Origin of the sequence: Agreia sp. PsM10, assembly GCF_030433855.1 — a bacterium.
Classification (GTDB): Bacteria; Actinomycetota; Actinomycetes; order Actinomycetales; family Microbacteriaceae; genus Agreia.
Genome location: NZ_JARUXC010000006.1, coordinates 187777 through 200155 on the forward strand (window position 1 = coordinate 187777; position 12379 = coordinate 200155).

Consider the following 12379-nt stretch of genomic DNA (forward strand, 5'->3'; position numbering starts at 1 on the left):
TCCACTCGATTCAAGGGTGCGACTGCAGCAGCGAGTGCTGTCGTCGTGGCCGGTCTCGTTGCTCTCCTGATCACGGGAGCGGTGGACGCTGCCGGCTCGAAGCCGTCTGGCAACGATGTCGCAGAGCTGATCAGCTCGGGAGGCTCGGTGACGCCGGCCGCGAGTGGAGGCAGTTCGGGCAGTTCAGCTAGTGGCGTGGATTCGAAGTCCTTCGTCCCTTCCGATGGATACTCCATGCCCGAAGGTGACGTAGATCTCGACGAGGTGGGCGACAACGCCGAGCTGGCCACCGGCGGCAATCTGACGTCGACGACGCCACTTGAAACGGTCGATGGCGGGCGCGGTGTTCCGGCCTGGCAGGCCGTTGTCGTCTGCGGAGACGCGACCTGTGTCGATCCTGCGGACGTGAACCGTCGCGGTGTGCCGACGTATCTGTCGATTCTGGTGTGCGGCACGGCCTTGTGCGCTACGGGATACGAGGACACTGACCAGAATGGCATTCCCGACTGGATCTCCTTCGTTCTCGCGGGTGTCAGGAATGGCCCGGAGTCTCTGTCCTCGCTGGACGCGAATCACGATGGGTTGACAGACATGAGTCAGTTGATGAACTGTCTCATCGCCGAAGATCTTGCCGAAACCGGGTTGAAGATCCTGCCATGGCTCGTTGCGGCAGCCGTGGCGGCCGTCGCCCTCGGCTTCTGGCTGCGGAACCGTCGCAAGGGCGATCGCGATGGCATGACCAGGTCATCGGATGCCGAGACTGCGGCCGTCATGGCTGGTGCGGGTATGGCATTTGCCGGGCTGAATCCAAACAGCCTCGGAGCCGTTCTGGTACACGGCGCCCGTGCCCTGAGGGGTTTCGCTCGAACCCTCAGGCTCAGGTTGTCACGGCTCGTTCGCCGATTGACCCATGTGCCGCGTGTTGCACTCACTGTGGTCGTGACGGTTGCGGTTGTTGTTGTGGGCACCGTCACTCCGCAGGTTGCCTCGGCGGCCACCCTGGCTGACCGGGCTGCAGCCGAGACGCTTGCAGAGGTGCAGAAAGCCGCTGAACCCACCGCGCACGAATCGAACACGCCGAGCTCGTCGCCGGTGACGGAGCCGACCGGTGACCCGTTGGGCAGTGGAACGGTAAACCCCGGCAAAGAATCAACGATCACCGCCGATTCGATCGGGGTGGACGCCACGTTCTCCGGCGAGAAGATCGCGGAGAAGCTCGACGTCGTCGTCACGCAGCTGCCTAAGGCGGTGGCGCAGGTTGCCGAGGCGGAGACGGGCGGCACGGCGGTGTCGGTGCCGGTCGATATTTCGGCAACGACGGCTGCGGGCAATGACGTCACGCAGTTCCCCTCGACCTCGACGGTGGTCCCTGGGGCGGGCACCATCCCTGATGGCGAGAAGGACGTGAAGACGGGGGTCGCGCTGTCGATCAAGGTCGATCCTGCGCAGCTCGAAGGGCTCGACACTTCTCAGCTCAAGATCTACACCCGCGAGAAACCGGGCGACCCGTGGACTGCGTTGCCGTCGTACTACGACGAAGAATCAGGCACGGTCAAGGCTGACTCGTACCACCTGTCCGAACTTGTGGTCATCGGCGGCAAGATCGAGGCGACCAAGGGCCCCACAATCGTTCTCGACCCGGACAACGATTCGGGCTTTGCCGAGACCCCGCTACCGGCAGTCACGGAGCTTCCCTACAACATTCGTCTGGCACAGGGCGTGCGTGACCTGTTGACGCAGGCGTGTTTGGCGAACGTCGTGATCACCCGTGAAGATCCGGGGCAGGGAACGGTTGACCCGGCCACTCGCGCGGCGACCGCGGCGGCAGCGAATCCAGACCTATTCGCCACATTCGGCTTCAACACGTTGGACGGTCACGCGTGGGGTTCGGACGCGGATGCGGCCGAGGGTGGAACGCAGGTGTACACCTACGGCGGTGCCGATGATGACGCCCTGTCGAATACGGTGAACGGCGTCATGCACGATTGGACAGACCGACAGTCGAAGATCGAACCTTCACATGACTCGCAGAACATTCCCGAGGTCGAGTTTGCGGGCGTGCCCGGCGCGAAGACGCACCTCGAGGTGCTGTTCATGGACAACAACTTTGACCGTGTTGTCATCGACAACGGCTTCGACAAGATCATCGGCGGGGTCGCGACCGGTTTCAAGACCTACCTGGAATCCAAAGGCTTCGAGTGCACCAACCCTGTACAGGGCGGTTGGCCAACTCCGCCCACGGACGCGGAGAAACAGCGGTGGCGTGACCTCGGCTACCAGAACTACCTTCTATACGGCGCCGAACCTGTCTCCATGTCCACAGGAAACCTCATCGAGTCGCAGAAGATCTTCGACCTGACCGGCCCCGGAGGTTCCGAGACGAACGTGGGCCTGGTGTACAACAGCCAGGACGGACGTGAGTCTCGGGTCGGCTACTCGTGGACCTTTGGCGCGGGGGCTCGGGCGCAACGATTCAGCGACAACAGTGTGATGGTCGTCCGCAACGACGGAGCCAGCTTCACCTTTGCGTCCAACGGGGCAGGCGGCTACAACTCTGAGGCCGGCGTCAACCAGACGCTCTCCGAAGCCGGCGGCGGCCAGCTACTCCTGACCTCGGTCGACGGCGAGACCTGGCAGTTCGACGCCGCCGACATCGACGGTATCGGCGAACTCGTCAAGCACACAGACCGTCAAGGTCACACGACAACCCTGACGTATGGGGCACTGGACGAGGATCAGCAGCACTTCCTGCCTCTGACGAGCATCACGGATGCCGGCGGCCAGACCATCCAGGTCGGCAACGACATCCAGGGCCACATCACGAGCTTCACGCACCCGGATGGCCGGGTGTGGCAGCTCTCCTACGACGGTGCCGGAAACCTCAGCACGATCACCAATCCCGACGGCACCACACGAACATTCACCTACGATGGCGCGCACCAGATGCTCACCGCCACCGACGGTCTGGGTGTCACCTATCTGACCAACGTCTATGACGCATCCGGTCGAGTGTCTCAGCAGACAGACGCGGACGGTTATCTGCGGACCTTCGATTACTCGACCCCCGGCAAGACCGTCTACACGGATCAGGAGGGTCAGAAGACCACCTACCTGTACGACTCGCAAGCTCGAGTCACAGCCAAGATCGACGCGGCTGGCAACAGCACCGCGTACACGTATGACGAGAACAACAACGTGACGTCGTACACCGACCAGGCCGACCATGTCTGGAAATACAGTTACGACGCCGGGGCGCACGTCACCCAGACGACCCTGCCCGACGGCAGCGACATCAAGTACACCTACACGCCCACTGGCGAAATCGCATCGATGACCGATCTCGGGGGCCCCAATGGAGCTCCGCGAACGACGGCCTACCAGCTCGACCCACTCGGACTGGTGACGCAGACGACCCTGCCGACGGGTGACGTTCTGGGAAGCGCGTATGACGGACAGGGCAACCTGACGACCGCCACCTCGGCTGCCGGAGCGGTGACGCAGTATGGGTACGACGGTCATGGAAACGTGACCTCGGTGACCGACCCGGATGGCAACGTCACTCAACTGGCCTACGACTCTGCGAACCGGGCGACCTCTGTCACAGACCCGATCGGCCGCGTGACGTCATACGCCTGGGATGTTCAAGACAGGCTGCAGTCCAAGACCGACCCCACCGGCGCGGTGACGAGCTACGCCTACGATGCGAACGACCACCTGCTCTCGAGCACGGACGCTCTCGGCAACGTCACGTCGTACACGTGGGACAACCGCTTCAACCTGACCTCGTGGACAGCTCCCGACGGTGGGGTGACACATTACGAATACAACAAGGAAGACAAGCTCACCAAGGTCACTGACCCGCTCGGCGGAGTTGTCACCTACGGTCTCAATGCCATGTGGAACGTCACCAAAATCACGGACCCCAACGGGGGCGTGTGGAAGCGTGAGTTCGACCAGATCGGCAACCTCACGGCCTCTACCGCACCAGACGGCGGAGTGACGAGCTACGACTACGACACCCTGTCGCGGCCCACAACGGTCACCGACCCAAATGGGGCGGTAACCGAGACACGTTACGACAAAGTCGGGCAGGTCACTGACACGACGGATGCCTCGAACCAGCGCATCAGCTACGTCTACGACCTTCTCGGGCAGTTGACGGAGGTCACCGACCAGGCTGGTAAGACGGCCACTCTCGAGTACGACAAGGACGGACACCCCGTCACCTCGACCGACAGACAAGGCAACAGCACCACCCTCGCGTACGACCCGGCAGGCCGACTCACGTCCACGACCGACCCCATGGGCGGCACCAAGACCTTCAGTTACGACTCGGCAGGCCAGGTGACCGCGCTGACAGACGAGCTGAACCGCACCACGACCTTCGCCTATGACGGTCAGGGAAATACGACCGGTATCACCAACCCTCTCGGACAGACGACTCTCAGCAGCTACGACCCTCTGGGGCGTGTGAAGACCGTCACCGATCCGAACGGCAACGACACCACACGCGACTACACCTCCACCGGGCTCGTCTCCACGATCACGGATGCCGTGGGCAACGCGACCGCGTACGGCTACGACCTGAACGGGCAACAAACGTCACTCGTCGACCCGCTCGGAAAAGAGACCCGGTACTCCTACGACCCTGCCGGTCAGCTCACGAAGGTCATCGAGGGCTACAAGTCGGGCGCGACCCCGAGCTCGGACGTGAACGTCACCACCAGCTACGGGTACACTCCGACGGGCGGACTCGCCGCAATCACGGATGCCAACGGGCACATCACATCCTTCGACTACGACCTTGCGGGTCGAGTCGTTACGGAGACGAACCCGCTCGGAAACACCTGGAAATACGACTACACACCCACGGGTCGACTCGCGAACCAGAACGACCCGAATGGTGTCACCACCAACTACGCGTACTCGCCGACCGGCAACGTCACCAGCGTGGGATACACGGGCGGACAAACGACCACCCTCGGCTACGACAACAACGGCCGAGCCGTATCAATGGTCGACAGCACCGGCACGTCGGGCTGGAAGTACGACAAGAACGGCAACCAGATCGAACAGATCGACGCCAAGGGCAAACGGTTGGACTACGCGTACGACGCCGCCAACCAACTGACGTCGCTGACTCTGCCCACGGGCGAAAGCATCGGCTACACCTACGACAACGCCGGCCGCCCGCTCGCGCAGAAAAGCGATTGGGGAACTCTCGCATACGAATGGGACCCCGCCGGCAACCTGACCAAGACGACGCGATCAACCGGTCTCAACACCAGCTATAGCTATGACGCCGCCAACCGGGTCACACAGATCGCGCACCTCACCCCTACCGACGCCGACCCATCGGCACCGTCCGGAGCAGTCGACGCGCAGCAAGCCACCGCGTGTGCGGTCGAATGTCTGCCCGTGGCTGACTTCCTGAAGCAGCGAACCGTCCCCACCCCTACGCCGGTCGCGACCCAGGGTGCAGGCTTGGTCTTCGATTACACGTACGACAAAGACAGCAACGTGGAGTCGGCGACGCGCACCATCACGGGTTCGGGAACAGCATCCGATCAGTCGTCGACCCCGTCGACTCCGACCGCGCCGGTTCCGGCGTCTCCTGCTCCGGTGATCGGAGGCAAGAGTGTTGTGGTGAAGGACGCGCGTTCGTACACGTACGACAACCTCAACCGTCTGAGTTCGTCAACAGGAACACTGAGTTCCTCGACCTACAGCTACGATCCGGCAGGCAACCGCACGGCAGCCACGGTCACCACCGCGGAGCAGACGGTGACCACGGATGCGTCATACAACCTGGCGAATCAGCTCACCGGAGCAACGGTCACGGGGAGTCAGACGTCGACTGATTCGTACAACTATGACGGAAACGGCAACCGCACCTCTCAAACCGAGGGCAGTGCGACGACCCAGTACAGTTACGGGCCCGACAACAAGCTCAGCACCGTGACAACGCCTGACCGCACCGCGACCTACAGCTACGACGGTGTCGGCCGGCAGACCGGGTCAACTCAGACGACCAGCCTCGGCACCCAATCGACCGACGTCACCTTCGACGGCGCCCAGCCCGTTCAGCAGACCAACACCGTCTCCGGGATCACGACTCAACTACGGGATGCTCAGGGCAACATCAGTGCAGACGTCACCAGCGACGGCACCAAGTGGGACCTGCTCGACAGGCTCGGCTCAACGAGCGCGCAGGCGGTCGGGGGAAGCGTGACCCAGCTGGCGAACTTCGCCGACTACGGCACCCAGAACTTCGAGACCGACGGCTGGGACACCACAACCAACTACACAGGCCAAACCACAGACCCCGGCCTCGGACTGAACACTTACCTCACCCGCACCTACGACCCGACCACCGGGGCATGGCTGCAGCAAGACAAATGGCGCGGCTTGCTGGAACAACCGCAGACGCTATCCCGCTACGCATACGTGACAAACAACCCGACTTCCGACACCGACTTGCTCGGATACATGGGTGCCGACCGCATGGAGACCTACGCGACGGCCCACGATTGTCACTGGATCTCAGTCAGCAGATGCGTTCCCAACAACCGAACAATCAATGACCAGACAAGCCCAGGAACGCCGGCTGCGCAGCGGCCACCTACGGCGAGCCCGTCACAACCTGAGGTTCAGACATCTGAGGGCGACACCACTACCGAGGAAGACAGACATGCCGAGGAAGCGAAGGCGGGCTTCGACCTCTTCTTCGAAATTCTGGGGTCCGTCGGCGCCGTCGTGAACGCGATCAAGCCGTTGCTGTTTCTCTTTGGTGCTCTGGGTACGATCATTCTCGTTCTAGGTACGCTGGCTGGTATCGCCTCGACCGTGTATTCCTGTGCGCAGGCCATCTTTGGTGAACACAGCACGGGGGACATTATCGGATGCGCCATCGGTGCCCTGTCGATTGCGCTTGGCCTTTCCAGTCAATTCATTCTTGGGGCGATAAAAGACGGGGCAGAGGCCGTCAAGAGTGCAGACCAAGCCCTTAAAGCGTTCGGCATTTCCTTAGACGCCCTCGACCAACTGATTGGATGGTTGTCATAGTGACAAAGGACGAGGACCCGGGCCGTGGACGCCGCGGGCCAAAACCGATGGCGGAGAGGTCTCGCCTCACTCAGATCGTTTGGAACTCTTATCGTCCACTGCCTGTAGACCATCCGGGGCACGTGGATAACGCCACGACCCGGATGGGGTCAATGATCGGCATACTCGTATTTGGTGCGGTTTTTGCGGCACTCATTATTGCCTTGGTGGTTGTCTCGACGAATCAAAAGAGGGATTCCCCCAAGACCCCGGGGCCTGAAGCGGTGGTTGCGTCGCTGGCGGGGGCGTGGGACGAGCGTAACTGCGCGGACCTTCGGTCCGCCACAACGGAGAAGTTCCGCAATGATCGGGGCTGGAGACAGTGCACTGAGTTTGAGCAGGCCCTGACCTTGCCAGAAACTGTGACCACTTATCCGGCTGAAACATTCGACAGTCTTGCCATAGACGGAAAATATGCGGACGTTCACGCGTGCGAGACCACAGTATTGCTGCCGACAGATGTACCGACCTCAGAAAACACGACAACTTGTCTTTGGTATCACCTTGAGTTCAACACCTTCGGGTGGAAGATCTATGCGACGAGCGGACTTGTCGACTAGCGGCGGACGGGAGACATGGCAGAGATGAAAAAGAACGATAACGAATTGCGTCAAAGCGACCTCTTGCCTGGCTGGACCTTGCACAAATGGAGCGGTCCTGTTGCAGGTCTTTTCGTCGCATGTTTACTCTTTCTCATCGTGGCACTTTTTGTGTTCTTGGGCACTCAGACGACTGAGCATCCGTTTCATCCAGCCTTCGTCTTGTTCATCGCTCTCGCGGTCCTTTCAGCTGCTAGTGGAGGGTTGCTCTGGCCGTTCATGGCAGCAAAGGAACGGCGTGAACTGGCGGCCGGATATACGACCGCTGCTCAGGGGCACTATGAGGTCGAGCGTCGCGATTGGAAGTATGGCGTGATCATGCGTGAGGCCAACACCGGCAAGATGAGTTATGACGATTGGGTTGCGGCGAAGCGTCGCATCCAGGCCTACGCGGATGCACAGAAAGTCTCTGTTGATGACGCCGACTGACGATGATCGCGGTACGGGGCGCGCGACGTTTGTGATTGTCATGGTCCTCTTCGTTCTGTCGCAAGGACTGATGATCGCGATCCGTATCTCTACGACTGATGGGTCCGGGTCGAGCAAGGCTCTCACTCAGCTAAGCAACGCGTTACTCGGTATCGGATGCCTGGGTGCACTGATCGCTATTGCGTGGTTGGCGTTGATTCCCAGCGTTCTTCGTCGACATATTCTGCTGGGACGGTTTCCAGATGCCGTGGTTTTCACGGGGCGTCGGCATGGGGCAACGACGAAGGCCCTCCGATCGCTGTCTCCCGCCGCGGAGTGGGCTCGCCCGGGACTGCATTACTCGGTCACGGTTGACCGTGACGGCATACGGCTTTTCTCAGGCTTTCCTATGATCACCGAGACATCGGTGATCCCGTGGGAGCAGATTCGTTGGGTGCATTCCGGGCCAGTGCGAGGCTGGTATTCGTCGAGCCAAGCTGTTTTCGTCGAGAGATTTGCAGATGGCTCGACCACCGACATCCCATTGGTCATCGGGAGTCGATTCTTGTCAGGGCTCGTGCTTCTAACGTCAAATGGGGCAAGGCGCGCGACAGAGGCCTTTGAGGTCGCGCGGACCACCACGTCGCGAGAGGCGTGAGCGTCTCAGGCCTAGCGGGCTCTCGGAGGCCTTGGCTCTTCTGCGATTTGTGGACCGTCAAGACCTGCGTCCTTCTTCGAAAGCGCTGTTGGCTTGATCAATCGCCGTTGTCATTTCTGTGGTCTTCGATCTCTTCCTTTACCGGTATTCCATTCAAACATGGTCGTCGGGGCGAAATCCGATGAGCGCACTCCATAAATCGGAGACCCTGGGCGAGCCGAACCTGATCTGGAAAGAGGGAACTCGCATATCGGACGGTGAGCTCCAGACGGCGCGCTTTTGGGGAGAGGCGCTCTTCGCCCCAAAACCCCTGCCCGTAGTTGCCGCGCTGCGCATCAGAAACTTGGTCGGCCGAGTTTTCGGAATCGAACCCTTCGCCGATGGCGCTCAAGGGCCCAAACGCGCCGACCGCCTGGGGCCATTTCCGGTGCTCGCTGAGGCGGCAGACCAGATTGACTTTGGAATCACCGACAAGCATCTGACCTTTCGGTCATCGCTCCAGGTCTCCGCAGACGATGGAGTCGTCGTCATCGAGGTGGAGACCAGAGTCTGGACGCACAACTGGTTCGGTCGCTGTTATGCAGCTGGCCTCCGAATCGGACACCCCGCGGTCATGACCCTGTTCCTGCGCGCGCTGCGTCGATCTCAAAATCAGGCAGCGTCAATTCGGTCTCAGCATGAAATCCAAGCCCCCGACGAAATGAAGTGAACGGTCGCCACGCTCTGCCCGGGATGAAACCAGCGGAAGGTGAGGCTGAAGCTCGGCTGCTGGCGTGGCTCGGCGTCGGCTGGGCCGTTCTTGCAGTCGCCGGTGCCGCGCTGTTCGCATACGGACTTGCGCCCGGCCTTGGCGATACCTTCGCTATCGAGACCCTGGGCAGGCGCGGCCGGCTGAACACCCTGTTGCTCGACACCCGATCGTTCGCCATAGTTCAATTGGTCGTCGCGGTCGTCGTTCTCCTCCTGTGCGTGCTCGCTGTACTAGGAGTGAGAAAAGCGCCTCTCATGGCCATGTGTAACGGCCTGCTCACGGCGATGCTCGTTCCGCTTGCCGCCGGAGTCGTCTTCACGAACGCGGTGATCCCTGCCGAATCGGCCGAGGTGCTGGCAGGGTACGCCTACGTCAGCATGTTCGCGGGTGCGTTCCTCGGCGGGGCCTCCATTCTTGTTGGCGTGGTCATAGTGCACCTCCGTCAGGTGCGGATGCGGCGACCGCGGCCAACCGAGGGGGCGCACGCGAGATAGCCTCACAACCCCGTTCCGAGAATTCGATCGACCGCGCACCTCGCTAGAATTCGACGACATCGAAGGTCGGGGGGTGCCGGTGAGCCGCATGTCCGCGTGGGTGGCGCGGCGGTCGATTCCGCCGTTCGCCTGGGTCACCTCGGCGGCCGGCGCGGTGATCGCCGCCAGCGGCCTTCTCGACGCCGTCACCTCGACCGGCGATTCGCTCGGCGGAGCGTGGACCTGGTTCTGGATTGCAGTGACCGTCGTCCTCGCGGGCACGCCGCTCGCCCTGGGTACGCGGTTCGTGAACGGGGTCGGCCTCGCGGGGGCCTGCATCTTCTTCGTCGTCACATCGCTGCAGCTGTCCGTATCGACCGCACCCATCGCATCCGTCAACAACGTTCTGCTCTACCCGATGCTGGCCTGCTACCTGGGCTGGTTCTATCGGCGGTGGATCGCGCGCTCGGCCACCGCGGGCGGGTTCGTGCTGTCGGGCATCGCTATCGTCGTGAACCCCCTCGACGACGTGCTGCTGCCGTGGATCAACGTCGCACTCGTCTCGACGTTCTGCCTCGAGGCAGCGGGCTACCTGCGCAGCAGGCTCGATCAGGAGATCACCACCGACCCGCTCACCGGCGTTCTGAATCGCTCCGGACTCGACGCACGGATCGAGACGGAGCTGGCGCGTTCGACGAGGACCGGTCAGGCGCTGGTGCTCGTGATCATCGACCTCGACGACTTCAAGCGGATCAACGACGAGCGCGGCCACGCCGCCGGGGACCACCTGCTCGTGGAGTATGCGGCCGCGCTCAGATCGGTGACGCGCCCCTATGACTCGGTCGTGCGCATCGGCGGCGACGAGTTCCTGCTCGTGCTGCCCGCGACGACGGAGCTGCAGGCCCTCGCCCTGATCGATCGGCTGCGCGTTTCGACCCCCGAGCAGTGGTCGTTCGGGCTGACGGAGGCGCTGTCGGACGACACGGCGCACACGATCAGGGAACGCGCGGACCAGCGGCTCTACCTTCACAAGGCGTCGCGCAAGCGAAGGGCGACCGAGGCGTGACTGGCTTGCCGGGCAGAGCCGAGCACCCCGTGGATGAGCTCGATCGCATCCGTCGGGAGATCGTGAAGCACCCGTCGAACGCCTGGGCGACGGACCTGGGGTGGGAGCCCTTGTTCGCCGGATCGGCTCGCGCTCGCGTGCTGGTGATCGGCCAGGCGCCCGGCCGGGTCGCGCAGGAGACGGGGCAGCCGTGGAGTGACGTCAGCGGGCGGTTGCTGCGATCGTGGCTCGGCGTGACGGAGGCCACGTTCTACGACCCCGATCAGTTCGCGCTGCTGCCCATGGATTTCTACTTTCCCGGCAAAGGTGTCAGTGGCGACCTGCCCCCTCGACCGGACGTGGCGCCGCTGTGGCATCCGCGCATCATCGGCGCTCTGACCGACGTGCGCCTGACGGTTTTGGTGGGTGCCTACTCGCAGCGGTACTACCTCCACGGGCAGAAGCGGCAATCCGTCACCGAGACCGTTCGAGCCGCCGAGACGTTTCTGCCCTTCTTTCCGTTGGTGCATCCGTCGCCATTGGCTCGAGGGTGGCGCTCCCGCAATCCGTGGTTCGAGCAGACGACCATTCCGCGGCTCGCGCAGGAGGTGCGGCGGGCGCTGGACGTCGGTCGATGAAGCCGGGGTGGGTCAGCTGAGGAATCCGGAGGCGCGGAACGCGCGTTCGTAGATCTCGAGGATCACGGCCTGCTTGCGCACGTTGTAGTCCATGACCGCGTCGTGCTCCTGCTGGGCGGCGGCGGCCGCACGTTTCGCGTCGGCATAGAGTTTTCGATCGCTCTCGCTCGAACGCAGCCAGTTGCGGAAGACGAGGTGCTTGATGAGCTCCGGGCTGTCTGGTCCGAAGACATGGATGTTCGTGGCCGGCCCGCCGTCGGTCGGCGCGACACGATCGTCGGCGCGTTGGCCGCCGCGGAACAGTCGGTGCTCGTGCCACCACGGCTCACGCACGGTGAGAACGAATCCCGCGTCCTGCAGCGTGCTGACATAGCCCGCCTCGTCGGCGGAGTCGGCCACCGTGAGGTCGATGTCGATGACCGGTTTGGCGGGCAGGCCCTCGACGGCCGTCGATCCGACGTGATCGATGCGGATCGCCCGGAGGCCGAGCAGTTCACTGATCCGTTCGCTGATCCCGCGGGCCTGAGCGGGCCATTCCGGATCGTATTCGACCAGCTCGATCGTCGTGGGCAGGGGCTCGACGACCCAAGGGTTTCCAATGGCCGGTTCATCGGAGAACTCGGTGATCTGGCGCGTGGAGGGCATCGCTTCAACGTATCAGGGGCTGGGGCTCGTCTTTGCTTCGATGCCTCTCATCCCTCAG

At 62.5% G+C, this 12379-nt stretch carries 8 protein-coding genes; 7 read left to right on the top strand and 1 reads right to left on the bottom strand.

What is annotated here, in order from left to right; genetic code table 11:
• Positions 1-234 precede the first annotated feature (234 nt).
• The 7 genes from QCD70_RS09890 (at position 235) to QCD70_RS09920 (ending at position 11676) form a co-directional block, all read left to right on the top strand.
• The gene (locus QCD70_RS09890; protein ID WP_301215638.1) at positions 235-7065 is read left to right on the top strand and encodes an RHS repeat-associated core domain-containing protein; all 6831 of its coding nucleotides are present in this window, start codon (positions 235-237) and stop codon (positions 7063-7065) included.
• 152 nt (positions 7066-7217) lie between these two features.
• Complete coding sequence (locus tag QCD70_RS09895; RefSeq protein ID WP_301215640.1) at positions 7218-7664, top strand: hypothetical protein; 447 nt, start codon at positions 7218-7220, stop codon at positions 7662-7664.
• Between the two features lie 15 nt (positions 7665-7679).
• Positions 7680-8132, top strand: a complete 453-nt coding sequence (locus tag QCD70_RS09900; RefSeq protein WP_301215643.1) for a hypothetical protein — start codon at positions 7680-7682, stop codon at positions 8130-8132.
• Positions 8133-8950: 818 nt separating this feature from the next.
• Positions 8951-9478: a DUF2867 domain-containing protein gene (locus tag QCD70_RS09905; protein ID WP_301215644.1), complete on the top strand. Its 528-nt coding sequence runs from the start codon at positions 8951-8953 to the stop codon at positions 9476-9478.
• Positions 9475-10014: a hypothetical protein gene (locus tag QCD70_RS09910; RefSeq protein ID WP_301215646.1), complete on the top strand. Its 540-nt coding sequence runs from the start codon at positions 9475-9477 to the stop codon at positions 10012-10014. Before QCD70_RS09905 ends, QCD70_RS09910 begins: the two co-directional genes overlap by 4 nt.
• A gap of 88 nt (positions 10015-10102) precedes the next feature.
• Positions 10103-11059, top strand: coding sequence for a GGDEF domain-containing protein (locus tag QCD70_RS09915; protein WP_301215843.1), 957 nt, complete (start codon positions 10103-10105; stop codon positions 11057-11059).
• 29 nt (positions 11060-11088) lie between these two features.
• On the top strand, positions 11089-11676 hold the full coding sequence (locus tag QCD70_RS09920; protein ID WP_301215648.1) for a uracil-DNA glycosylase family protein: 588 nt from the start codon (positions 11089-11091) through the stop codon (positions 11674-11676).
• Between the two features lie 12 nt (positions 11677-11688).
• Here QCD70_RS09920 and QCD70_RS09925 read toward each other — a convergent pair whose 3' ends face one another.
• Complete coding sequence (locus tag QCD70_RS09925; protein ID WP_301215650.1) at positions 11689-12321, bottom strand: GrpB family protein; 633 nt, start codon at positions 12319-12321, stop codon at positions 11689-11691.
• Positions 12322-12379: the final 58 nt, after the last annotated feature.